The sequence below is a fragment of the Streptomyces sp. genome (genome assembly GCF_036566765.1).
Taxonomy (GTDB): Bacteria; Actinomycetota; Actinomycetes; order Streptomycetales; family Streptomycetaceae; genus Streptomyces.
In genome coordinates this window covers 1-24,277 of the sequence record NZ_DATCVQ010000172.1, presented here as the reverse complement: position 1 = coordinate 24,277, position 24,277 = coordinate 1, and the positions used below count along the sequence as shown (strand labels likewise).

The 24,277-nt window shown below is 72.8% G+C and carries 17 protein-coding genes; 9 read left to right on the top strand and 8 right to left on the bottom strand.

Going from position 1 to position 24,277, the window contains the following annotated elements:
• Positions 1-62 precede the first annotated feature (62 nt).
• The 5 genes from VIU94_RS09395 to VIU94_RS09375 form a co-directional block, all read right to left on the bottom strand.
• A complete protein-coding gene (locus tag VIU94_RS09395) occupies positions 63-5,102 on the bottom strand; it encodes an ATP-binding protein (protein WP_331909562.1) in 5,040 nt (1,679 codons plus the stop codon).
• A complete protein-coding gene (locus tag VIU94_RS09390; RefSeq protein WP_331909560.1) occupies positions 5,099-8,299 on the bottom strand; it encodes an AAA family ATPase in 3,201 nt (1,066 codons plus the stop codon). Before VIU94_RS09390 ends, VIU94_RS09395 begins: the two co-directional genes overlap by 4 nt.
• Entirely contained in the window at positions 8,274-9,122 is an 849-nt protein-coding gene (locus tag VIU94_RS09385; protein ID WP_331909558.1) for a hypothetical protein, read from the bottom strand. The genes VIU94_RS09390 and VIU94_RS09385 overlap by 26 nt, the downstream gene beginning before the upstream one ends.
• Before the next feature lie 144 nt (positions 9,123-9,266).
• Positions 9,267-11,333, bottom strand: coding sequence for a galactose-binding domain-containing protein (locus VIU94_RS09380; RefSeq protein ID WP_331909556.1), 2,067 nt, complete (start codon positions 11,331-11,333; stop codon positions 9,267-9,269).
• 183 nt (positions 11,334-11,516) lie between these two features.
• Positions 11,517-12,110, bottom strand: coding sequence for a TetR/AcrR family transcriptional regulator (locus VIU94_RS09375; protein WP_331909554.1), 594 nt, complete (start codon positions 12,108-12,110; stop codon positions 11,517-11,519).
• Positions 12,111-12,188: 78 nt separating this feature from the next.
• Between VIU94_RS09375 and VIU94_RS09370 the strand changes: the two genes are divergently transcribed.
• The gene (locus VIU94_RS09370; RefSeq protein ID WP_331909552.1) at positions 12,189-12,560 is read left to right on the top strand and encodes a MazG-like family protein; all 372 of its coding nucleotides are present in this window, start codon (positions 12,189-12,191) and stop codon (positions 12,558-12,560) included.
• A 9-nt stretch (positions 12,561-12,569) separates the two neighbouring features.
• Here VIU94_RS09370 and VIU94_RS09365 read toward each other — a convergent pair whose 3' ends face one another.
• Positions 12,570-13,376: an N-formylglutamate amidohydrolase gene (locus VIU94_RS09365; protein WP_331909550.1), complete on the bottom strand. Its 807-nt coding sequence runs from the start codon at positions 13,374-13,376 to the stop codon at positions 12,570-12,572.
• Between the two features lie 258 nt (positions 13,377-13,634).
• Here VIU94_RS09365 and VIU94_RS09360 point away from each other — a divergent pair, with 258 nt between their 5' ends.
• Positions 13,635-15,296, top strand: a complete 1,662-nt coding sequence (locus VIU94_RS09360) for an FAD-dependent monooxygenase (protein WP_331909548.1) — start codon at positions 13,635-13,637, stop codon at positions 15,294-15,296.
• An 88-nt stretch (positions 15,297-15,384) separates the two neighbouring features.
• Positions 15,385-16,713, top strand: a complete 1,329-nt coding sequence (locus VIU94_RS09355) for a serine hydrolase domain-containing protein (protein WP_331909546.1) — start codon at positions 15,385-15,387, stop codon at positions 16,711-16,713.
• A 19-nt stretch (positions 16,714-16,732) separates the two neighbouring features.
• Here VIU94_RS09355 and VIU94_RS09350 read toward each other — a convergent pair whose 3' ends face one another.
• Together VIU94_RS09350 and VIU94_RS09345 are read right to left on the bottom strand one after the other, a co-directional pair.
• Positions 16,733-17,659, bottom strand: a complete 927-nt coding sequence (locus tag VIU94_RS09350; RefSeq protein ID WP_414720916.1) for a glutaminase — start codon at positions 17,657-17,659, stop codon at positions 16,733-16,735.
• Positions 17,660-17,703: 44 nt separating this feature from the next.
• Complete coding sequence (locus tag VIU94_RS09345; protein ID WP_331909542.1) at positions 17,704-17,871, bottom strand: hypothetical protein; 168 nt, start codon at positions 17,869-17,871, stop codon at positions 17,704-17,706.
• A gap of 49 nt (positions 17,872-17,920) precedes the next feature.
• Between VIU94_RS09345 and VIU94_RS09340 the strand changes: the two genes are divergently transcribed.
• From VIU94_RS09340 to VIU94_RS09315, 6 genes are all read left to right on the top strand, one after another.
• A complete protein-coding gene (locus tag VIU94_RS09340; RefSeq protein ID WP_331909540.1) occupies positions 17,921-18,592 on the top strand; it encodes a response regulator transcription factor in 672 nt (223 codons plus the stop codon).
• Positions 18,589-19,890, top strand: coding sequence for a sensor histidine kinase (locus tag VIU94_RS09335; RefSeq protein ID WP_331909538.1), 1,302 nt, complete (start codon positions 18,589-18,591; stop codon positions 19,888-19,890). The genes VIU94_RS09340 and VIU94_RS09335 overlap by 4 nt, the downstream gene beginning before the upstream one ends.
• A gap of 68 nt (positions 19,891-19,958) precedes the next feature.
• Positions 19,959-21,647 (top strand): alpha/beta fold hydrolase, encoded by a 1,689-nt coding sequence (locus tag VIU94_RS09330; RefSeq protein ID WP_331909536.1) that lies wholly within the window; start codon positions 19,959-19,961, stop codon positions 21,645-21,647.
• Between the two features lie 171 nt (positions 21,648-21,818).
• Positions 21,819-22,586 (top strand): GntR family transcriptional regulator, encoded by a 768-nt coding sequence (locus VIU94_RS09325; RefSeq protein WP_331909534.1) that lies wholly within the window; start codon positions 21,819-21,821, stop codon positions 22,584-22,586.
• A gap of 84 nt (positions 22,587-22,670) precedes the next feature.
• The gene (locus tag VIU94_RS09320; RefSeq protein ID WP_017236562.1) at positions 22,671-22,898 is read left to right on the top strand and encodes a 4Fe-4S dicluster domain-containing protein; all 228 of its coding nucleotides are present in this window, start codon (positions 22,671-22,673) and stop codon (positions 22,896-22,898) included.
• A gap of 14 nt (positions 22,899-22,912) precedes the next feature.
• A complete protein-coding gene (locus tag VIU94_RS09315) occupies positions 22,913-24,265 on the top strand; it encodes an ABC transporter substrate-binding protein (RefSeq protein ID WP_331909532.1) in 1,353 nt (450 codons plus the stop codon).
• Positions 24,266-24,277: the final 12 nt, after the last annotated feature.

The following is a 24,277-nucleotide window of genomic DNA, read 5'->3' as shown; positions in this document are numbered from 1 at the left end:
CGCCTCGGCGAAGCCACGGGCGTCCCCGCGCGGGAACACCCGTGGCCGAACAACCCCCCGAATCAGGCCCCTTGGGCGCGGTCGACGCCGATGAACCAGCTCTTCGCCGCCTCCAGATGGGAGTCGACCCGGGCCGCGGGCCGGTCCATCAGCGGAAGGAGCTCCCCGCGCCGGGAGCGGAGCGCCGCCTTCAACGCGCCGTCCCGCACGGCCATCTGCTGGAGGACCGCCAGCGATCGCGCCCCGCATCCGGCGAGCTGCGGCCAGCTCCCGTCGTCGGCCCGCAGTTCCGAGGTCCGGCCTGAGCGGGAGGCGTAGGCCAGGGCGACGAAGGCCGCCCCCGGGCTGGGATGGTCGGGGCGCAGCAGATGCTCCCGTGCCTTCGCGAGCGCCTCCGTGGTCCAGCGCTGCTCGGGCAGCCACATCACGCCCCACGCCGTGGCGTAGGGATGAGCGGGGTTCGGCAGCCGCCCGGGCGTCGCCCGGGGAATCAGGTCCTGCCGGTTGACCAGGTGCAGCGAGCGCGCCGCCCAGCCGATCTCCCGCCAGTGCTGGGCCTCGTCGAACACGACCTTGCGGCGCATCCGCCCGCCGATGGTCTCGGCGACGACCGGCGCGAGCACGTACGCCAGGTCCGGACGCTCGTCGCGGACGAAGACCATCAGGTGGTCCAGCGTGCGCAGGTCGAGGTACCCCGAGTACGCGGTGGGCGGGACCTTCTCCAGGGCGTCGAGGATGAGCCGGACGGTGTTGTCGGCGCCGACCGTCCGGAGCACGGCCAACAGCCCGGGCGTGTGCGTCAGGTCGGCCACCCGCCGCCCCTGGCCGATCCGCCGGGCCACACTCTCCCCGGAGATCGCCGCCGCGAGCTCCCGCGCCCAGTCCGGGTCCCAGATCAGCGCCATCCGGATCACGTTGGTGAGCGCCGCGGGACTGGTCACGTTGACCGCGCTGACGTGCCGCGGCCCGCGGAGCTTCTCCACCCACGCCGAGTGCGCCTGGTTGGACCGCAGCCCGAGGTCGACCAACTGCCGCACGACCGCGTACTGCTGCGTCGGGTGCTGGATGTGCCCCAGCTCGCGGGTGTAGGCGTTCCAGGCCCTGGTGTCCTGCTGCGCCTGGACCATCAGCGCCACCCCGCTGCCTGCCGACACCCGTTCCACCGTGCTGAGCAGGCGGGTCGCCTCGACCGGATCGTTGAACATGGCCTGGCGCAGATGCTCCTGCAGCCCGTTGGTCACCGCCGAACGCGACAAGACCCTTTTGTTCAGCAGTGCGTCGAGGGCCGCGGAGGCGCTCTCGGAGTCCAGCCGGCTGAGGACGTTCAGGACCTCGGTGACCTGCGCGCAGCTCGAACCGCGGTGCAGCCGGCCGGCCCACCGCTGGCCGGCCTGCTCGACCGTCTCCTGACGGTTCCTCAGGAGTACGTACCGGCCGGCGTCCGGGGCCGCCACCCCGCCGTCGACCAGGGTCCGCATGGTGTCACGGGCGCACTGCGCCGCGCTGCTGGGCGAGGCCGTCCGCAGGCACTCCGTGAACTCCTCCTCGCTGTGCTCCCTGACGTACCGGCCGGGCGCCCCCGCGTACATCGCCCGGCCGAGCCGGTGGAACTGTCGGCGCGCGTCGGCGCTGTGGGCGGCCATGCCTTCGAGCAGACGGTCCTCGGAGACCTGTCGGCTGAGGGCGTCGACGAAGAGCATGCCGAATTCCTCGTCCTGGCCGATCAGCAGGGCGGTCTGGGGGCCCCAGGGCCGCATCGAGAACTTCAGCGCCTTGGCCGTCACGTCGACGAAGAGCTGCAGGCAGTCCTCCCGGTACGAGGCCTCCGCCTCCCAGATCCCCTTGATGAGGTGGTACTGGACGGAGATCCGCGGGTCCTCCTCCAGCTTCCGGCGCACCCACGTCTCCCCCATGCCGTCCGCGAGGTCCTGGGCGAAGCCCCTGGCTCCGGTGTGGAACAGGTCGTCGACCCGGGCCGTGGCCGAGAGCAGCAGCCCGGCGCCCTTGGCGTCGTTGCTCCGGATCACCTGCTCGGCCAGGCGCTTGGCGAGCGCGTGGTCGGGACGCTCGCCGCCGTTGACGTACAGCGCGTCGCGGGCGGTGAGGTCGTGGATCTCGCTGGTGCTCCGCAAGAGCATCGCCGCCTCGGTGGGCAGCGCGCCCCGTGACAGTGACTCGCGGATCGCCGTGCCGAACCCGGGGACGTCGTTGAGCAGCCGGGTGACGAACGCCCGGTCGTACTCGCGCGCCTCCTCCAGCGCGTAGTGCAGTTCGGACGCCTCGGCCCGCCGCAGGGCGCGGCCGAGACCGATGCTGTGCCGCTTGAGCACGGGCTCCCAGTTGCTGTACTCGGGGTCGAAGCGCAGCCGCAGCACGAACGAGGCGACGAACAGCGCGATGTTGCCGGACTTCTCGGGGTCGTGGTCGAGGAGCTTCTGCACCTCGGGCGCGTGCTCGACCCACAGGGCGTCCACCGGATCGCCGACGGTCCTGCGGGCCTTGCGCACCAGCTTCTCCACCCGGGAGACGGTGCGGTAGTCCAGGGCCCTGAGGGGGTCGAGGCCGACGAGGATCTCCGCACCGCGCCGGGCCACGAGATCGTCCAGGTCGGGGTCGTCGAAGCGGCTGAACCGGTCGAGGACGCTGAACAGCCGGTCGCCGGTGCCCGGTTCGCCGTCGAGCAGCTCCTGGAACTGCTCCTTCATCCAGTGCACGAGCCGCTGAAGGTCCTCGTCGCCGATGCGGTGCCGGTAGCGCAGCACGGCGCGGACCGCCGGCAGCAGCTCGCGGCCGCTGTGGGCGGTCGACTCGGGAAGCCGCCGGAGCAGGAAGGAGAGCAGCTCACTGAAGACCGGCTCGCTGAGCGAGGAGTCCACGGCCAGGAGCAGAACGGCGATGTGCACGGGCGAGGCGGTGCGCTCCCATTTCTGGAACGCCTCGCTGGGGTGGTCCCGCAGCTGCTCGGCGAGCTCTTTGCAGAGCGCGTCGCTGTGCAGGCGGGCGCCGCGCAGGGCGGTGAGCGGTCCGTGGAGGTCGTCGTCGAGCGCGGCCGCGACCTCCTCGACGGCGAGCTCGACGACGATCTCGGAGGGGAACCGCTGGTCCTGCCCCCCGGGCGTACCGGCATAGGCGCTCAGGACGGTGTTGCAGTCGGCCGGGCTCAGGAAGCGACAGTGATGCTCGCGGCGCTGCCGGGTGGCGCCGAGCTTCTCCAGGCCCTTCCAGTGCGACGGCTCCGCCACCCTGGCGTCGCCGCCGAGCAGGGACACCGCGGCCACGACCGCGGCCTGTCGCTGCACGGCGGGGTCCAGGTCGTCGAAGAGGTCGGTCAGATAGCGGTCGAGCGCCTCCGGGGTGTCGATCCCCTTCTTGGCCGCCAGGGTCAGTCCGAGGCTGAAGCGGCGCAGGTCGTGGGGGTGCCGCCGGCACAGCGCCTCGATGTACTTCTTGCTGCCGGCGACGTCCTTGGCGCACTGCTCCCGCGCCTTCTCGACGAAGTGCTCAAGGGCCGCGGGCCGGACGATGGAAGGCACCACGGTGACGCCCTCGGCCCGCCATTCGTGCAGCGAGTGGATGTCGTACTGGAGGAGGGCCAACAGGCCGACGTCGAGCTCGTTCGAGACGTGCGGCAGTGTGCTGTCGACGTCGCTCTCGCCCATGGGGCCGATGCCGTCGAGGACGACCAGAACGGGGCCGGACCCGGGCGTTCCGGCCGGGTCCTCGGACGCCCCCAGGGCATGCCGGATCACCTGGCGGAGCATCTCGCGGGTGGGGAACTCCCGGTTCTCCGGCGCCAGGATGAGCACGCGCCGGCCCTGCTCGGTCAGGTCCCGGGCGAGGCAGCGGGCGATGCACGACTTGCCCGTGCCCGAAGGACCGCCGAGCACGGCGACCTTACGGGTGTCGCCCCCGAAGATGCCCAGGAGGTTGTCGACCTGCTCCGTCCTGATGTCGGGCAGCGGCTGCTCGCTCGAAGGGCGCGGCGTCTCCCAGTCGACCGCGTACCACCCCAGGTCGGACAGCGCGTCCTGGTGCCGGCGACGCGCCCACGCGTCCCAGTCCGCTCCCCAGTAGGCGCGCGCCGCGCCCGCCAGCGTCAGCTCACGGTCCTCGACGAGGAGTACGGGAGCTCCGCCTCCGGCCGACGAGCGGTACCAGCCCTGCCGTCCCGGATGGATGAGCGAGCCGCCCGTGGCGCGGGCCCGCAGCCCGGCCTCCTCGGGGCTCATGCGCTCGAACGCGGTGCTCTGCGGTCGCTGCGAGCCCGCGGCGAGCACACCCGTCCGCGGGTACGGCAGTTCGGGCACGGCCAGGCTCCGGGCCAAGGTGCGCAGCGCCGCGGGCAGCGCCACGCTGTCGTCCTCGATCCTGGACGGCGGCAGCAGCCCCATGGCGGACAGGGACGGGGCCTCGCGGCGCGGCTCGCGTTCCACCCCCAGGTCCTCCATGAGGTCCCGGACGGCGCCAGCCGCCCAGGCGAAGGCCCTGTTGGTGGCGGGCGAGACGGAGCGCCAGCGCTTGGGTCCGGACAGCAGGTCGCGGGCCGTCCGGTCGTGGTCGGCCTGCTCGCCGTCCTGGTCGGCCGCGGCGTCCCGTTCCCGGTCCGGCCGCAGCCCGACGACCCAGGCACGGTCCGGCTCGTCGGAACCGGCGCCGCGGAGCACCACGGTCACATCGAACAGGCCGGCCTCGGCGCGGGCCTGGAGGTCCAGCCGGGCCTCCTCCGCCTTCACCGTGTCGTGCAGCCGGTCGAGGGAGTCGGCAAGGCCCGGGACCGCGTACACGGCCTCCAGGAACGCGGCGTGCGGCCCGCTCTCCCCCTGCGGGTCGGACAGCAGGTCCATGATCCGGCCGAGGCCCCGGTCGACGTCGTCGACGAGCCAGTCCGGGATGCCCGTTCCGTGGCCCGCGTTCCCGCCGGACTCCTCGCGCGCCTCCTCGCGCTCCTCCTCCAGCGGCGCGAGTCCGTCCCGTTGCAGGCGCTTGAGCAGTTCGCCGATCCTGGCGCGGCTCGCGGCCGTGCCGGCGCCGTCCAGGAACTGGTCGAGGGCGAGCAGCGAACCGACGACGACATCGCGGGCGGGTAACTCCATCGCGTTCACGGCGACTCCAAGGTGTGGTCGGACGGTGCTTCCTCGGCCCCGCCGCGTACGTCGAGGCACATCAGCCCTCTGCCGTCGGCCACGATCAGGCGCTGTCCGTCCCGGGAGAACGCCAGGCCGACGGGGGGATCCAGGAGCGGCAGCCAGTACGGCCGCCCGGGCGCGTGGTTCAGCGGGTACAGGCGCAGCCACGGGTTGCGTCCGCCGCCCGCGGTGGCGCACATGGCGTCGCCGGCGGCCAGGCACAGGGTTCCGTCCTGCGCGGGCCAGGTGAGGGTCCTGCCACGGGTCCGGCCGGTCTCCGAGACCCGCAGTTGGCCGCTGTGGTCGAGCGCCGCCACGGTCCGGCCCGAGGGGGACAGCGCGAGCTGCTCGTGCGGCAGTATCAGCGGAGGGGCATGGGGTTCCGGGGAGCCTGCGGGGGCGAGCGTCCGGCTGGTGACCAGGCCGGACGAGGTGGCGGCGACGAGCCGGACGCCGCCCGCGTCGTCGCCGAGGAAGAGCCGGGTGACGGGCTTCGTGAACCGGACGGAACCGGTGACATGTCCTGGGCGGCGGACATCGGTGACGGTCACGACCGCGTCGCGGGCGACGGCGAGCAGCCCGTCGGCGTGCAGGTCGAAGGGCGTCCGCGGCAGGAGCGTGCCGAGCAGCTCGACCACTCCGGCCGCCTGGCCCGTCGGGCGCCACAGCAGGCCCCCGTCCGCGGTGGACGCCACCGCGACCGGCTCCCCGTCGACGATCGCGAGCGCGATCGACGAGATGTGGCCGCCGATCCGCGCGGGTTCGAGCACGGCGCGCATCTCTCCGCCGGCCGACTCCCACAACCGCAGGGACCCGTCCGTGTGCGCCGTGAGCGCGTAGCCGTGCCGCTCGTCCTCCGCCGTCGCCAGCAGGTGGGGCAGCGGCGGTTCGTCCTCGGGCTCGGCCCACAGCACCTCCGCGGGGGCGCCGAAGCTCCGTATGTCGAGTGGCGTGCCGTCGGCTTCCGCCCTCATGAGCTGCGTCTTGAGCCTGAAGGCGCGCGCCCCCCGCCGGGCTCGGGGAGGCAGGGAGCGCAGGGCCGAGCGGAGCCCGTCGGGGACCGGCAGTTCCCGCGCCCCCACGAAAAGGGCCGTGGTCGCCGCGGGCAGGGCGAGCCAGAAGGAGGGGATCGCGAACACGGAGGCGTAGCGCTGGGGTTCGTGCCGCGCGGCGTCCGCGAACAGCGCGATGAGCGCGGCGTCGGCCCGCGGCCAGTCGATCCGACCGTCGTCGCCCTCCAGGCAGCGGAGGGCGGCCTCCGCCAGTTCCCCGGCCTCGTAGCCGGGCTCGGCCGGAAGGGCGAGACGGTAGCGGGCGGTCCCGGACTCGGCGTCGAGCGCGGTGATCCCGGTGTCGAGCAGCGCGACGGCCGCCGCGGCGTCCTCCGGGCCCGTCACAGGGGCGCGCGGCGACATGGCCCGGGCGAGCGCCGCCCAGTGCTCGGCCGTGAGCCCGGACCCCTCCGTGCCCTCGGCACTGCCACAGGCCGCTGCCGCCGCGAGTGGTCTCAGCATCCCCTGGGCCCATGCCTGTGGGCGGCCGTCGGCGGTGAGCGCGTCCAGGTACGTCCGGCGCAGTCGCTCCGCGGCCGCCCGCCGGGCGGATCGGAGGTCTCCGGACGCAGGGAGGAAGGCGTCCACGGCCGCGACGGCCGCGGCGAAGTTGCCCTGGCAGGCGGCCGCGACCTCGTCGCGCTCCTGCCGGGGGTGGCCGTGGCGGCCTCGGTAGCGCGAGCGGGCCCCGTGGTGCATCTGGCGGCCCACGTACGTGCGTACGGCTTCCGGATCGGCTTCGAGCCGCAGTATCGGCAGCTTGCTCCGGCGCCACGCGGCGTCGGCGGACTCAAGAGGGCGGGCCGCCACGACGATCCGGGACTTGGCGTGCTCCGTCAGCGGCTCCAGAAGCTCCGTCACGAGCTCGGCGGGGTCGGCGAACGCCTTGTGGACGTCGTCCACGAGGATGCCCTGCGGCGGCAGGAGTTCGATCCCGTCGAGAAGGCAGTCGAGCAGGTCGTCGAAGGCGACGCCGCGCGGCAGCTCCACGCCGAGGGCCGTGCCGATCCGCCGGGTCAGCGACTCCAGCGTCGTGCCGTCGGCGCTGACGATCGCGTGCGCGGAGCCCTCGGGCACCGGCAGCCCGCGACGCCGGACGATCGCGGGGATGTTGCCGCGCCAGGCGCTGATGCCGGTGGCCGCCACGTGCGCGAGCAAGGCGCTCTTCCCGGCCCCCGCGACGCCGCGCAGCACGAGCGGACCCGGGTCCTGCGTGCCGCCCAAGTAGTCTCGTAACTCGGCCAGTTCGGACTCCCGACCCGAGAAGAACCAACCGGGGTCCCGGCTGTCCGGGGCGAGCCCGCGGGCTCTCTTGCTCCATTCGCCCCATCCCCGGCCGAGCTCCACGGGCTGCTCGGGCATGTGGGCGGGGTTGGGCAGGACGCGGCACCGACGGCCGGCCGACCCGCCGCCCCACACGTGCTGCTCGCCGCCGCCCAGAAGGCCGTTGACGGAGGCGACGAGCCTTCCAGGGTCGACGAACTCCTCCCCGTCGTCCTCGTGGCGGGAGAGCGCCTCCTTGAACGCGCGGGCGAACGCGAGTTGTTGGGCCTCCTGGTAGGAACGCGCGGCGGCGACCACCCAGGTGTCGAACTCCGTGCGCCGTTCGATGTCCACGATCTTGGCGATGTCGTGGAAGCCCTCCGCCAGCCCCTTCTCGGCGTAGCACGCGTCGAGGACGAGCAGCAGCTCGTCCACGGAACGGATCCGTTTCTCCGCGCTGCCGAGCAGCGGATCGGCGATCTCGAAGGGCGTGAGAACGCTCCTCTTGTACTCCTCGTGGTCCGGGAGCGCGAATCCCCATCTCTGCTCGCCGCGACCGGAGATGCCGTGGCCGGTGCAGTACACGAGCACCGACAGCGTCCGATGCGCTCCGTCGTCGCCGGACCGCTGTGCCTTCAGCCATTTCCCCAGCGCCTGGGGTACTTCGTGGAGTCCGCGCTCGCGTGCGCCGGGGGCCGGCGGGTCGATCTCCGTCAGGCCCAGCTCGGACAGCGCCGCCCGCATGGTCGCGATCTCGCGCGGCACGTGCTCCAGGGCGGGCAGCCCGGTCGTCCCCCCGTAGGCGCCCTCACCCGCCAGGAGGAACCAGCGTTCAGCCGAGTGCCGCGGCGACGGCACGGGCGGTCCGTACGTTGGTCAGGTAGCGGGCGCTGTCGTGGAACTGCAGGAGCGGGTTGTCGACCACGAAGTCCTCGACCGCGTCGCCGTACAGAGTCTTGAGGCGCTTGCGCAGGGCGACGATGTCCTGTTCCGCGGAGACGTTCACCCAGCGGCGCACCGAGGGCGGCAGGCCGGGCTTCGCGCCCGCCTTCGGGTCCAGGCGGGACATGACGCCCTTGAGCCCGAGCGGGGACCCCATGGTGACCAGGGTGTCGATCTCCCACTCGGGGTGGTCCCACAGCTCCTCGTAGGCCGCGACGGTGCCGAGCGAGTGGGCGACCACGACGCGCGTGTCGCTGCCGATGGCGGCCCGCACCTCCGCGCGGACGTCGCTGCGGAGTTGCGCGTCGTCGAAGTACCGGTGCACCTGCTTGAGCAGGCGGATCACGCCGGAGGAGGCCATGCCGCCGATGAACGGCGAGCGCTGCACGACGTCAAGGAGGGCCTGGACGCCACGGATGGCGAGGCCCTTGGTCGCGGCGTCGTCGCCCGGTCGCGCCGCAGGGTCGTCGGCGATCACGGCGGCGGCCAGCGCCTCCAACAGGTCGAGTTCGAAACCCTCTTCGACGTCGGCGGCGGTGTACGCGCGCCCGCCGTCGCTCTTGCCGGAGCCCGCGTTGTAGAGGTGCCCGTAGTAGGCGGCTTCGAAGGTGGCGGTGGCGGCGTGGGGATCGCGGATGTTCTCGAGCCCCGTGCGGAGCGCCGTCCGCCAGGTGTCTTCCATCTCGGCCCGCGACTTCCAGTGCCACCAGATCCCGTGCACGCCGACGATGCGCGCCATCAGCACCCTCCCCCATGAGGACCTTCGTTGTCTCTGCCCAGTATTGCGCAAGAGAGTGACGAATATTACACGAAGGTATGCGAAAGACGCCCGCCGCGAGCCTTCGTCGCGTCGGGCGCCTTCCCTCGGATCAGGTGCGGCGGGTCAGGCCCGCTGGACCCTCACCTCGTAGAGCGAGTACCCCCAGTCGGTGGCCCGGCTCACCCCGTGGACGCGGACGTAACGGGCGGACTGGGAGGCGAACTCGGCGGTGTCGTAACCGCCGTCGCTCGCGTCCGTGGACCAGGCCGTACGCCAGTCCGTGCCGTTCTCCGACAGCTCGATGCGGTACTCCCGCGCGTGCGCCCGCTCCCAGTCGAGCGTGACCCGGCCCACCCGGCGCACGGCGCCGAGGTCGACCTGCAGCCACTGGTCGTTCGACCACTCGCTGGCCCAGCGGGTGCCGGTGTCGCCGTCGACGGCGCGGCCCGAGGAGTAGTTCACGAACGGGTTCCACCACTGCGTCGAGCTCGCCGCCGTCGGCGCGTTCGCCGCCAGGTTCACCCCGACCTCGTGCTTCTCAGTGGCCTTCCACGTGGTCAGGTACGACTCGGCGCCCTTGGCCAGTTCGTCCACCACGCCCGCGCCGCCGGTGAGCCGGATCTGCTCGACCCAGTCCGGGACGAGGCCGTTGTGCGCCGCGCCGTCGGTGTTGAGGTCCCAGGTGCGCTGCCCCGTGACCTGGCGGTCGAGCACCGTTGCGCCGTCGAAACTGCGGAAGGGGTACTTCACGGCGTTGGGCGCGTCCCCTCCGACCGGGCCGGGCCAGCCGCCGACGCCGTTCATGTCGGTGCCGTAGCCGAGGCCGACCTTGTACTTCTGGCGCAGCGCGGCCTTCTGGCCGGCCTCGCCGATGAAGCCCTGCGCGCCGTTCATGTACTGGGCCATGAAACCGCCCAGGCTGTAGAGGCGTTCGGTCCAGTCGAGGTCCATCCAGCTGTGGCTGGAGATGACGCCCGGGTACTCCTGCGACTCCAGGATGTCGAGCGCGCGGCCGGCGGCCTTGACGCTCATGTGGTCGAGCTCCAGCATCATGCCGCGGTCCATCATGCCCCGCAGCGCGTGCTCGCCGAGCCGGGTGAGCCCGCGCTTGTTGCACTTCGCGTCGGAGGCGTACGAGGGGACGCTGACGCCGGGCGGCAGCTTCTCGGCCATGGCCGGCGGCGCGGTCAGCCCGATCGGGTTGTCGTGCTGCGGGCCCGCGCACTTCTCCGTGGACCAGAAGGTGCCCGTGGAGAGGAACTGGCCGATGTTGACCGCCACGCCGGTGGTGCCGGAGTCGAAGCGGACGCCGCACAGCGCGTTGTCGAACTTGTGGCAGAGGAACATGCTGCGCACGCCGAGCGCGTACAGCTCGTCCAGGCCGCGGTCGATGTCCGCCTGGTCGCACTGGGCGACGTCCAGGATCATCTTGCAGCCGAACGGCTCCGAGGTCTCCACGCCGAGCACGACCGCCAGCTTGCCCTGCTCGATCACCGAGCGGGCCTGGTCGGAGCTGGTGACGATGCGGAACCAGCCCTTGCCGGGGCCGCCGTACATCTTGTCGACGTAGTCCTGGAGTTCGTAGGTCTTGCGGGCCTGCAGCCGGATGGAGGTCATCTCGTCGCAGCTGCGGTCCCGGGGCAGGAGCGAGCAGATCAGGCCGTTCGTCACGAGGTCGTTGACCAGCACGCGCTGGCCGCCGCGCCAGGCACGCTCCACCCAGGCGTAGTAGTTCTGCTGGTGGCTGAGGGAGTTGTGGGCGGGCCAGTCCTTGAAGGTGGGCCAGCCGACCGGGTCGTGGGTGCCGTCGTCCCCGCCGGTGAGGTGCTCGAACAGCGCTCCCCTGCCGTCGGGGTAGTGCTCGGGACAGTCCTTCAGCGCCTCGGCGATGCCCGCGTCGGAGAACGTCTGGCCGCAGATCATGCGGCCGCCGAAGCCCTCGTTGGACATCAGGTGGTTGTGCGCGTCGACGAAGCCGCGCACCTTGCCCTGCGCGTCCGTGCCCTTGAACGGAGCGCCCGTGGCATTGGTCTGTGAGTCGGGCGCGGGGCGGGCGGTGGGCTCCCACCACGAGCCGCCGGCGTCGGCCGCGGGCACGGGCGCCGCGCCGAAGAGCACGGCGGCGAGAGCGAGGAAGAGGGACAGCAGGGCGGATCTCCCGCGGGGCCTGCGTGGTGCGGTTCGAGTCATGGTCGCGATGCCTTCGGTCGGTGGGGGAACCGGGCGTCGAGCCGTGGGCGGCGCGCACGCACACAGCACCGGCTCAGCGCCAGAGGATCGCGAGAATCAGACAGTGAGTCAATAGTCCGGGACAAATGACCTACTGAATTTTCGACGGAGCCGCCCGACGGGTTGTGAAGGAGGCTTCTCGGGTCAGCTCTCGATCAGCGCGACCATCTGGTCGGCGAGCACGTCGAGCTGCGCGGCGGCGGCCCGTTCGTCGCCGAGGACGAGGTACTGCAGGGTCAGTCCGTCGATCGTCGCGGCCAGCGACTGGGCGATCACCTCGATCGGAAGCCGCAGTTCGATCCCCCGCACCGCGCGGACCTGTTCGAGCAGGGCCACCGCGGAGACCACGTACTGCTCGTACTGGGCGCGGGCGAGATGCTCGAACCCGGGCTCCCGCAGGGCGTACTGGGTGAGGTCGTACGTCAGCATGTGCTCGCCGGGGTGGGCGGTGACGTGGTCCCAGTACGTCCGCAGCGCGCCGTGGACGGTCTCGCGCAGGGTGGCCCTCGGCTCGACGGCCTGCATCACGCGCGCGACGTAGTTGCCGGTGATCGTCTCGATGGCGGCTTCGAGGAGCGCCTGCTTGGAGTCGAAGCAGTAGTGGAAGACGCTCAGCGAGACGCCGGCCTCGGCACAGATCGACCGGGTGGTGGTCCGGGCGACTCCGTCCCTCGTCATCGCTGTGATCGCCGCCTCGACCAGCTGTCGGCGTCGTTCGGCCGACGGCATCCGCGCCATGATTCCTCCTCGCGTCCGGCGGACAGGGTAACCGCAGCCCGTGGAGGGTCGCCGTACCCGACCGACAGAGGAGACCCGATGGAGATGGACGCCGACACCGACCCGTGGGAGACGGTCGGCCGGCTCGCCGCGCGCTTCTCGGCGTGGGACACCGAGCGGGGCATGGGGCCGGAGGAGCAGTGGGCGCTGCAGGTGCTCAAGTTGGCCGAGGAGGCCGGCGAGGCGGCCCAGGCCGTCATCGGCGTACGGGGCTCAAACCCTCGCAAAGGGCACAGCCATTCGTGGGACGACGTACGGGACGAGGTCGCCGACTGCGTCATCACGGGCATGGTGGCGCTGGCGCGGATGCTGGACGGCGAGGCCCGCCCGTACTTCGACGCCGTGCTCGCGCGCAAGGCGGCGAAGTTCCTCCCCGAGTCGGAGTCCGTCGGGGAGCCGGAGGGCTCCTGAGCTGCGGGGCTACGGCTGCCGCGACGCCTCCTCGACGAGTTCGGCCAGCGCCTCCGCCAGCGGGTCGAGCCCGTGGTGGGCGGGCCCGCCCGGCTCGCGCATGTAGCCGTCGCGGCGGATCTCCACCATCAGCGCGCCGACCCGGGCGTCGTCCCCGTAGTACCGCAGCGGGACGTACGTCCCCGCGAACGGGCTGTCGAGGCCGGTCTCCCCGAGCCGCCCGAACGCCTTCTGCGCCGCGGTGAGCAGCCACGCCGGGGTGTGGAACCCGTCGGTGCCGAGGCAGACCGGCGGGCGCGGTCCCTCGCCGTGGAGCTCGTACGGCAGTCGCCCGGTCGGGTACGAGTGGACGTCGACGATCACGGCCCGCCCGACCGCCCGGAGCCGGTCGGCCACGGCCTGCGTCATCGCCTCCGCGTACGGGTGGAAGTAGCGCTCGACCAGTTCCGTCCCGTCGAAGTCCTGCCGCCTGAGCGGTTCGCGGTGCGTGGTGCGCGTGTACACCGCGCCCATGCCGACCGCCAGCATCTCCTCGCGCTCGTCGGGGAACCGCTCAGGGTCGATCACCAGCCTCGACAACTGGTTGACGAACCGCCAGGGCCGGATCGTCGCCCGGTCCGCGGCCGCGGCGGCGATGTCCGCCGTGTGCGCGTCGGTGATGTGGTCCAGCTCCGACTCCAGCGCCCGGTCGTCGAGGACGATGTCCGCGCGCACGTCCTCCGGCACGGCCCGCGACCCGTGCGGCACGTGCAGGATCACGGGCGAGGCGGGGTCGCCGGGCAGGAGGCGGCGGAACGGGGCGGGCTCGTCGGTCATCGGGGTTCCTTGTCGTCGGGGACGCAGACGTGTCCTGCAACAACGGGCGCCCCGGGATGCCTTCCCTCGCGCCGGGGCAGGGGCAGCAGGACCGTGGTCGCCGGGATCAGTGCGCCGACCAGGGCGAGCGCGGCACGGAGGCCCGGCTGCGACAACCATGCGCGGTACGCCTCGGCCGGCGCCCGGACGCCTTGATGTGCAGCGCCGCGCCGCGCGGCCGACCATGAAGGAGGGGATCCACGGCTGGAGGTGCCGGTGATGCACCACGACAGCGGCCACAACGACAGCTCCCCGGACGTCCTGGTCGTCGGCGCCGGGCCCGTCGGGCTCACCGCGGCGGCGGAGCTGCGCAGACGCGGGGTCGACGTCCGGATCGTCGACCGGCTGAAGGCCCGGCTGCCGTTCGCCAAGGCGGTGGGAATCCAGCCGCGTACGCTGGAGATCTGGGACCGGATGGGGTTCGTGCGATCGGCCCTGGACGCGGCCGTGCCGATGCGCGGCCAGCTGTCGTACGTCAACGGCGTGGAGCAGGCCCGGATCGACCTCGTGCTCCCGCCCGAGGTGCCGTACGGATTCGCCGCGCTGCCGCAGTACGAGACCGAGCGGATCCTGGAGGAGTTCCTCGGCCGCTTCGGGACCCGGATCGAACGCGGCACGGAACTGGTCTCGTTCGACCAGGACGAGGACGGCGTGACCGCCCGGCTGGTCTCCACCGCCGGGCCGGAGCCGGTCGAGGAGGAGGTCCGCTGTCGCTACCTGGTCGGCTGCGACGGTGCGCACAGCGCCGTGCGCAAGGGGCTGGGGCTGAGCTTCGAGGGCGGAGCCTTCCCGGACGCGTACATGCTGGGCGACGTACAGGTCGGCTGGGATCTGCCGGCCGGCTACGGCCTGCGCGCCATGCACCGCGACGCGAACGGCGCGATCGACGACGTCCTGGTGTGCATCCCGCTGCCGGGGCCCGGCCGGTACCGCATGTCGATGACGGTCCCGCGGGAACTCTCCGCCGACGGCGCGGCAGGGAGGGGCGGGGACGGGGTGGTGCACGGCCTCGAGGGCGGCCGGGCCCCTGCCCTGGCCGACATCCAGGCCGTCCTCGACCGGCTCTCGCCGCAGCCGGTCACCGCGTCCCACCTGCGCTGGTCGTCGATCTTCCGGATCAGCCACCGGCTGGTGGACCGGTACGGCGAGGGCCGGGTGTTCGTCGCCGGGGACGCCGCGCACATCCATCCGCCGACGGGCGCACAGGGGATGAACACCGGCATCCAGGACGCCTACAACCTGGCGTGGAAGCTCGCCCTCGCGGTCGAGGGCGGAGCCCATGCCGGGCTGCTGGCGAGTTACGACGCCGAGCGCCGACCGGTGGGCGAGGAGGTCGTCGGGCGGACGGTCCGGCACGCCGCCGCGGGGGTGCAGGCCGACCCCGAGGACCCGGCGACGCTGATGCTGCGCGAGGCGCAGCTGCTCGTGAACTACCGGGGCAGCCCGATCGTGGGCCCGCCGGACCCGTCCACCGAGTCCGGGCCCCAGCCGGGCGACCGGGCCCCGGACTGCGGCGGGCTGGCCGGGGACATCGCGGCGTATCCGCTGCGGCTGTACGACCTGCTGCGGGAGCGGGAGCACGTGCTGGTGCTGTACGGGGACAGCGGCTCGGTGCGTACGCTGCATCGACTCGCCTACTCCGCAGGCTTGTTGACGCGAGGGCGGGTGGAGGCGTGCGCCGTGCTCGCCGACGACGGGGCGGCGGTCGAGGGCACGGGGCTGCCCGTGTACCGCGACGTGCAGGGCGAGTTCGCGCGGCAGTACGCGGTGCGAGCACCGACGGCCTTTCTGGTACGGCCCGACGGCTATCTGAGCGCACGGCTCACTCCCCCGGCGGCGCAGCCACTCGCGGACGTTCTCGCGACCGTCTTCCGCACCTGAGGGGCGGGCCCGGGCTCGCGGTGCGAGGGCGTGGGCGCGGGCCTAGCCTGGGAAAAGGGTGTCGTCCTCGGCTGGCAGGAGGACTGCCGTGAGGTATGCACGAGCGCGTTGGCAGAGGGCCTGTGTGGGTGTGGTGGCGGCCGGAACACTGGTCGTGCCGCTCTCCGCGGGAACCGCGTTCGGGGCCACGGCCCCCGCGGCAGCCGTGTCGGCATCCGTGTCGGCGGCTCCGACGCCTCCGCCCGACCCTTCGGACGCCCAGTTCGCCGAGCTCACTCCGGCGGTCGTCGCGAAGCTGGACGCCGCCGTCCAGCGGGTCATGCGCGAGGCGAACGTGCCCGGCGTCATCGTCGGACTGTCGGCCCCTGGCAAGGGCGCGTACATCCGCTCCTTCGGCGTCGCGGACAAGTCCGACGGCACACCGATGAATCCCGGGCTGTACATGCGGATCGGCAGCGAGACGAAGACCTTCACCGTGACGGCGATGCTGGAGCTGGTCGACCAGGGCAAGCTGGGCCTGGACGACACGATCGACGAGTACGTCGACGGGGTGCCGAACGGCGACGAGATCACGCTGCGGCAGCTGGCGGGCATGCGGAGCGGACTGTTCAACTACTCGGCGGACGACGGGTTCTACAAGCGTTTCACCGAGAATCCCGACGCTCCCTTCACTCCCCAGGAGTTGCTGGACTACTCGTTCAAGCACCCGGTGAACTTCGAGCCCGGCGCGCAGTTCGAGTACTGCAACACCAACCTGATCCTGCTCGGGCTCGTCGTGGAGAAGGTCGGCGGGATGCCGCTGCAGGACTTCCTCGCCGAGAACGTCTTCGAGCCGGCGGGCCTGCGCCACACGATCTTCCCGACCGACGCGACGTTCCCGAACCCGCACGCGCAGGGCTACACGGAGCAGACCGCGTCCGGGAACGTGGAGGACTCCGCGGACTGGAACCCCTCCTGGGGCTGGGCCGCGGGAGCGGTCATCTCCGACCTGCGTGACCTGCGGACCTGGGCGAAGGTCGTCGCCACCGGCACGCTGCTGAGCCCTCAGACGCAGGCCCAGCGTCTCATCACGCCCTCGACGGGCATTCCGGGGACCGGGTACGGCCTGGGCATCTTCAACGTCCAGGGCTGGATCGGCCACAACGGCTCACTGCCGGGCTACGAGTCGCTGACGATCTACCTCCCCGAGGCGGACGCGACCCTGGTCGTGCTCCTCAACACCGACATCCTGGCCGACGGCATCGAGCCGAGCACGCTCTTCGGCCAGGCGATCACGGAGATCGTCAGCCCCGACCACGTGTTCAACCTCCCCCAGCCGGTGGCCCCGCCCAAGTCGTCCCCCTCCCCGTCCACGTCTCCGTCCCCGCCTCCGCCCTCGCCCGAGCCCACGCCCACCTCCCCCGGCTACGGCTACTGACCGGCCCTGAGGCCGCGGGTCAGAAGACCGAGAGGCCGGTGATGGTGGTGAAGCGGTCCAGGGCCGCGACACCCGCGACGGAGTTGCCGCGGGCGTCGAGGCCCGGGCTCCAGACGCAAAGGGTGCAGCGGCCGGGGACGACGGCGATGATCGCGCCGCCGACGCCGCTCTTGCCGGGCAGCCCGACGCGGTAGGCGAAGTCGCCCGCTGCGTCGTACGTGCCGCAGGTGAGCATGACGGCGTTCACCTGCTTGGCCTGGCTGCGGGTGAGCAGCCGGGTGCCGTCCGAGCGGATGCCGTGGCGGGCCAGGAAGCCGGTGGCCACGGCCAGGTCGGCGCAGGACGCCTCGATCGAGCACTGGCGGAAGTACTCGCGCAGCAGCGTCGGCACGGGCGTCGTGATGTTCCCGTACGAGGCCATGAAGTGGCCGAGCGCCGCGTTGCGGTCGCCGTGGGCGGTCTCGGAAGCGGCGACGTCCCGGTCGAAGTCGAGGTCCTCGTTGCCGCTCTCGGCGCGCAGGAAGTCGCGCAGGGCCCCCGACGCGTCGCCGGTGAGGCGGTGCAGGCGGTCGGTGACGACGAGCGCGCCGGCGTTGATGAACGGGTTGCGTGGGATGCCGTTCTCGTATTCGAGCTGGACCAGCGAGTTGAACGGGTTGCCGGAGGGCTCGCGTCCGACGTGGTCCCAGAGGATCTCGCCCTCGTGGGCGAGCGCGAGGGCGAGGGTGTAGACCTTCGTGACGGACTGCGTGGAGAAGGGCCGCTGCCAGTCCCCCACGCCGTAGACCGTGCCGTCGAGCTCCGCCACGGCCATCCCGAAACGGTGCGGGTCGCCGGCGGCGAGCGCCGGGATGTAGTCGGCGGGACGGCCCCGTCCGTCGAGTTTCTCGATCTCCTCGGCGATCACTTCGAGGACGGGTTGGAAGGGCAGCACCATGATGCGCATTCTGCATGGCCGGAACCCGTCGCCGGAAATCACCTCCCAGGTCGTCAGGGGCCGCGGGTCGTTGGATCCTGGTCGGGGGCGGGGAGGCCGAGGGACGCCGCCTGCGCGCGGGTCCCGTCGGTCGTCGTCAGGCCCCACGCGGTGAAGAACTCCGTCAGGTCGCGGCCGGCGGCGGCTCCCCCGCTGAGCGCCGAGGGCGTCGCCGCTGGCATCGTCCGACGGCACACGATCCGCCCCTGAGCAGCGGGTTAGGGTGACGGCGTGCGCGTACTGCTCGTCGAGGACGACGAAAACCTTCGGTTCGGGGTGGCCGCGGCGCTGCGCGCCGCCGGGCTCGCCGTCGACGAGGCGGCCGATCTGCCGCAGGCGGACGAGGCGCTGTTCGTCACCGCGTACGACTGCGCGGTCTTCGACCGGATGCTGCCGTCCGGGGACGCCGCCGCGTATGTGGAGGGGCTGCGGCGCGGCGGCCGGGATGTGCCGGTGCTGTTCCTGACCGCTCGGGACACGGTCGCGGACCGGGTGGAGGGCTTCGCGCGCGGCGGCGACGACTACCTCGTGAAGCCGTTCGCGGTGCCTGAGCTGGTCGCCCGGGTGCGCAGCCTGTGCCGCCGCGCCGCGGTCGTGCGGCCGCCGGTGCACCGCGTCGGCGACCTGGAGATCGACACGGCCCGTCGGCACGTCCGCCGGGCCGGGGTGCTGCTCACGTTCACCGGGCGGGAGTTCGCGGTCCTTGAGGCCCTCGCGACCCGCGCCGACCAGGCGGTCTCGCGCGGCGAGCTGATCGAGAGCTGCTGGGACGAGATGGCCGAGCCGCAGTCCAACGTCCTGGAGGTGCTCGTCTCCCAGCTCCGCCGGAAGCTCGGGGACCCGCCGCTGATCCACACCGTGCGCGGGGTCGGCTACCGGCTCGCGTCCGACGACACACGATGAGGGGCTGGTTCCGTCGGTCGCGGACCCTCACGCCGACGGCGCGGGTACGACGGCTCCGCCTGCGGATCACCGCCTTGTTCGCGCTGACCAGCGCGGTCGGGCTGATCGCGATGGCCCTCCTCGCGGTGCGCACCGACAGCAGCCGCTGGCGGGAGCAGCTCGACCACTCGATGGACGTCGACACCAGCTGGGCCATCGGCCTCCTTGAGACCGACGACGACGGTCGGCTGGTCACCGCCGTCCTGGCCGACACCCTGAACACCGACTGCCCGCCGCTGACCGTGCTGCTCGTGCCGGAGGACGACCCGGACGGCCTGACCGTCCAGCACGCGCCCCGCCGGCCCTGCCTGAACGTGAGCGCGGACGTCGTGTCGGATGCGGGCCGCGACGCGGTGCGGGCGGAGGAGACCCTGGGGTACGACCGGCACACGGTGGACGGCGAGCCGGTGCGGGTGTTCGCCGCGCCGTTCTACCCGCCGGAGGCGGAGGAGGACGACGGCCCACAGGGCGCGCTGGTGACGATGGCCGACGCGACCGCGCAGCGGGCGGACCACACGCGGCTCGTGTGGCTGGTGACCGGCGGCTGCGCGGTGCTGGTGCTGCTGTCGGCGGCCGTCGGCCATGTCCTGTCCGGCAGGGCGATCCGGCCCGCGCTCACCGCGCTGGGCCAGCAGGAGGCCTTCCTGGCAGACGCCGCGCACGATCTGCGCACCCCGGCGGCCTCGCTGCGGACGCTCGCCGAGACGGCGCTGCGCGGCGACACGGACAGCGCGGACGTGCACCGGCGCACGCTGCGGCTCGCGGAGGGCATGGGGCGGCTGGTCGACGGGCTGCTCACCCGAGCCCGGCTCATGTCGGGCACGGCCACGTTGGCGCGCCAGCCGCTGCGGCTCGACCAGCTGGTGGAGGGGGTCGTCGACGAGGCCCCGACGGAGGGCCATCGCGTACGGGTCGAGGCGGTGGACACCGTCGTGGTCGCCGACCCCGACCTGGTCCGCCGGGCCGTCGGCAACCTCCTCGGCAACGCACTCACCCACGGCCATGCGCCCGGGGTCCCGGCGGACGTACGGATCACGGTGACCCGCGACGGCGCAGTGACCGTCGAGGACGCCGGCCCGGGCCTCCCGCCCGAGGTCGCGGGGGCCCTGTTCGAACGCTTCCGCAGCGGCTCCGGATCCACCGGCCTCGGCCTCTCCATCGCCTCCTGGGTGGCCCACACCCACGGCGGCACACTGACGGCGGGGCCGGGGGAGCACGGCGGGGCACGGTTCGTGCTGCGGCTGCCGACGTCGGAGTGACGGGGCGGGGCGCGGGGCCCAGCGGCGGCTCCCCTGCCACGCCCTCATCAAAACCTCAGCATCGGCGCGTGATCCTTCCCTTGACCGTCCAGCCATGGGAGTACCTCGTGATCAGCGCCGCCGCCCGCCGCCGTCGGGCCCTCGTCCTCGCCCTCGCCGTCCTCGGCGCCACGTCCCTGGCCGCCTGCACGGCCGGACCGGAGCGGGAGCGGGTGTCGGCCGCGCCCGCCGATCCGGCCGGCCGGCCCGAACTGCGGCGGTTCTACGGGCAGAAACTCGCGTGGCGGGCCTGCGGGGACTTCCAGTGCGCCACGCTCACCGTCCCCATGGACTACTCCCGGCCCGGCGACGGCCGGACCTTCGTGCTGCCCGTGGCGAAGGCGGCCACCGCGATCGCGGGGAAGCGGGTCGGCTCGCTCGTACTCAACCCCGGAGGTCCGGGCGAGCGAGGCGTGCGGATGCTCAAGGAGGGCGTCGCCGACCAGATCGGGCGGGGCGTGCGCGAGCGGTTCGACGTGGTGTCCTTCGACCCCCGGGGCGTCGGAGAGAGCAAGCCCGCCCTGACCTGCCTCCCCCCGGGCGCGACGGACGAGGAGGCCACGGAAGCCACCGGCGTCGTCCCCCTCCACCCCCGCACCGGGGCCGAGCGCGCCGGCGCGCTCGCCGACGCGCGGGCCACGGCGGACGCCTGCCGCAAGGCGAGCGGCCCCCTGCTTCCGCACGTCGGAACGGTCGACGCGGCCCGGGACCTGGACGTGCTGCGGGCGGCCCTCGGCGAGCGGAGCCTGACGTACGTCGGCTGGTCGTACGGGACCAGCCTCGGAACCTCGTACGCCGAGCAGTTCCCGCGGCGCGTGCGCGCGATGGTCCTGGACGGTGCGGTCGACCCTTCGCTGGACTGGCGGCAGCGCGCGCTGGGCCAGGCCACGGGGTTCCGGAACGCGGTCGAGGACTACGCAGCCGCCTGCGCCGAGACGATCGGCGACGGATGCCCCGGCGCTACGCCGGAGGAGATACGCGCGCTGATCGACCGGCTCCTGGAACGAACGCAGCGCGAGCCGCTGCCCGTCGACGGCTCCGAGGCGGGTCTCGACGCCGCGGGCCTGATCGCCGCGCTCAGCCTCTCCATGTACACGCCGGAGCAGCAGTGGCAGCCCCTGTCCGACGCCCTGCGCGAGGCGGACGCCGGGGACGGGACGAAGCTGGCGGCCCTGGCGACGGCCGAGGAGCCGGAGGAGGAGTCGGAGGAGGAGTCGGACGAGTCCGGGGAGGAGGACGCCGAGGGGTCGGACGCGTCCCAAGACCCGGGAGACTCCGAGGAGTCCGAGGACGGCGTGCCCGAGGACAACAGCGAGGCGGCCCTGCTCGCGGTCAACTGCCTGGACGTCCCCCACCCCCGCGACGAGCGCGCGTACTGGGACGCCCTGGCCCCCGCCGACAAGGCCGCCGGCGCGTACGGAACGACCGGCGTGACCACCGAACTGGTCTGCAAGGACTGGCCGACCGGCTCGAACAGGCCGCACCGAGTGAACGCCACGGGCGTTCCGCCGGTCCTCGTCGTGGGCACGACGGGCGACCCGTCGACGCCGTACGCCGACGCGGAGAGCCTGGCCCGGCAGTTCCCCGCCGGCATGCTGCTGTCCTTCGACGCCACGGGCCACACCGGGTACGGCCGCAACGCCTGCGTCGACAAGAAGGTCGAGGACTATCTGATCGCCCTCACGAAGGTCCGCCCCGGCACCACGTGCACGCCCTGACGGCGCGCGGCCGCATCGTGGGCGGCCGGGCGTCCACCTGGTGGGCAACCGAGTGGCAGATCTTGCCACCGCCCCACTGAAACCGCAGGTCAGGGGCGTGCACGCGGTCCGTCAGGTGGCGCAACACTGCGGCAACACCATCCGGTCGGGTCCGCCGGTACGTTCCCTGCCATGCCAGCCGAACCCGCCTCCGCCGCCCGCCCCGCAGCCGCCGCCCGACGGCGGCGGCTGCGCGCGGACCGGGCCCGGCAGCTCGCCGACCTGCTCCGCCATCAGATCCTGGCCGGCGGCTTTCCCGATGGCGTCCTCCCCCTGGAGGACACCATCGCGGCCGACTTCCGGGCCAGCCGCAACACCGTCCGGCAGGCTCTGGACCTGCTGCGCGGCGAGCAGCTCGTCGAGCGGCAGCCCGGCGTCGGCACCGTCGTGGTCTGCGAGAAGTATCCGCACGGCCTGCACCGCCTCCAGGGCCTGGCCGAGACACTGCACGAGCACGGCCGCGTCACCAACGAGGTCCGCACCCTGGGGCCGGTCTCTGCGCCCGGTCCGGTCGCCCACCGGCTGGGCCTGCCCGAGCACGCCGACGTGCTCTGCATCGAGCGGCTGCGTCGCCTCGACGGGCTGCCGCTCTCCCTGGATCTGTCGTACCTGCCCATGGACATCGGCGGTGAACTCCTCGGCTGCGACCTGGAGAACACGGACGTGTTCCGGCTGCTCGAGTCGCTGACCGGCGGCCCGCTCGGCCATGCGGAGATCACCCTCGAGGCCGTCAACGCCGACGCGCACTCCGCCGCCGTGCTCCAGGCCCCGCGCGGGGCCGCCGTCCTGATGCTGGAGCGGCTCACTCATCTGCCCGACGGGCGGCCGGTGGACCTGGAGTTCATCCGGTTCCGCGGCGACCGCATCACCATGAGCGGCCTGCTGCGCCGCTCGCCCTGAGCCCCTGATCCCGTCCCCGCCCTGACCTCTTCCCGCTTCCCGCTTCCCGCTTCCCGCTTCCCGTACCCCTTCCTGGAGACAGCCGTGCCTCTGGTCCCCCAGCGCGCCGACGTGCCCGTGACCATCGACGAGTCCAAGTGCATCGACGGCTGCACGCTCTGCGTCGACATGTGTCCGCTCGACTCGCTCGCGATCCGCGAGGACGACGGCAAGGCGTACATGCACGTGGACGAATGCTGGTACTGCGGCCCGTGCGCGGCCCGGTGTCCCACCGGCGCGGTGACCGTCAACATGCCCTACCTGCTCCGGTGAAAGGCCCGACCCCCATGCGAACCACGACCATCGCCCGGCTCCTCCCGCTCGCCGTCCTGCTGCCCCTGGCCACCGCCTGCGGCGGGGCCGCGGAGGGCGGCGCGGGCGCGAAGACGGTCACCGTGACCGTCGGCTACCAGTCGAAGACCATCAACACCGTCACCGCCGGCACCCTGCTTCGCTCCCTGGGCTACTTCGAGGAGGAGCTCGCGGCCCGCGGGAGGAAGGACGGCGTCAGGTACGAGGTCGTGTGGCAGGACTACGCGACGGGTGCGCCGATCACCGCGCAGATGACCGCGGGGAAGATCGACATCGGTTCGATGGGCGACTTCCCGCTGCTGATCAACGCGGCGCGCGGCAAGCAGCTGGGGCAGCCGACCCGGCTGGTCGCGGTCACCGGCTACAACCTGCGCGGCGGCCTCAACACCGTGGTGACCGCCCCCGGTTCGGCTCTGAAGTCGCTGGCCGACCTGCGCGGCAAGAAGGTGTCCACGAGCGTCGGCTCGGCCGCCGACGGAACCCTGGTGCGGGCGCTGCAGCGGGCCGGTCTCGACCCGGAGAAGGACGTCAGGAAGCTGAACCAGCAGCCCAGCGTCGGCGCGTCCGCGCTGACCGCGGGCAGCGTCGACGCCCTGTCCCAGTTCGTCGCCTGGCCGGGCCAGTTGGCCTTCCAGGGGCGAGCCACCGCGTTGTACGACGGGGCGGTGCTCGACCTGCCGACCTTCCACGGGGTCACCGTCCGGCAGAAGTTCGCCCAGGAGCGGGCCGGCGTCCTCGACGACTTCCTCCGGGCGCAGCGTCGGGCCACCGACCATCTGCGCACGAAGCCGGTCGCGGCCGCCGAGACGGTCGCGAAGGAGACCGGGCTGCCGGCCGAGGTGGTCTACCTCTACAACGGCGCGCACGGCATCGCCACGTTCGACCCCGAGCTGCGCCCGGAGCTGATCGCCGCGCTCAAGGAGGACGTGCCGGTGCTGAAGGCGGCCAAGTTGGTCGGCGACGTCGACGTGGACGCCTTCGTCGACCCGGCCCCGCTGAAGCGGGCCGTGCGGGGCGCCGGCTACCCGAAGGCGGCCGCCGCGACGTCGGAGCTGTGGTTGAAGGGGCAGGCCACGACCCGTTCCTTCGGCACCCCCGAGGAGTTGTTGAGGGCGGCCCAGGGGGCCGAGGTGCGGGCCGCGTACGTGCCGGACGCGCTGACCGGCACCCTGTGGTTCGCCGACAAGGCGGTGTGGGTAGCGGACGGCCCGCGGCTGCGCGCCTTCGTCACCCCGGCCAACGCGAAGACCTACGTCGACGGACACCCCGGCGCCCGGGTCGTCGGCCACGCGGACGCGGTCCGGCTGGCGTCGCGGGCGGCGTCGTGAGCGCCGGCCGGC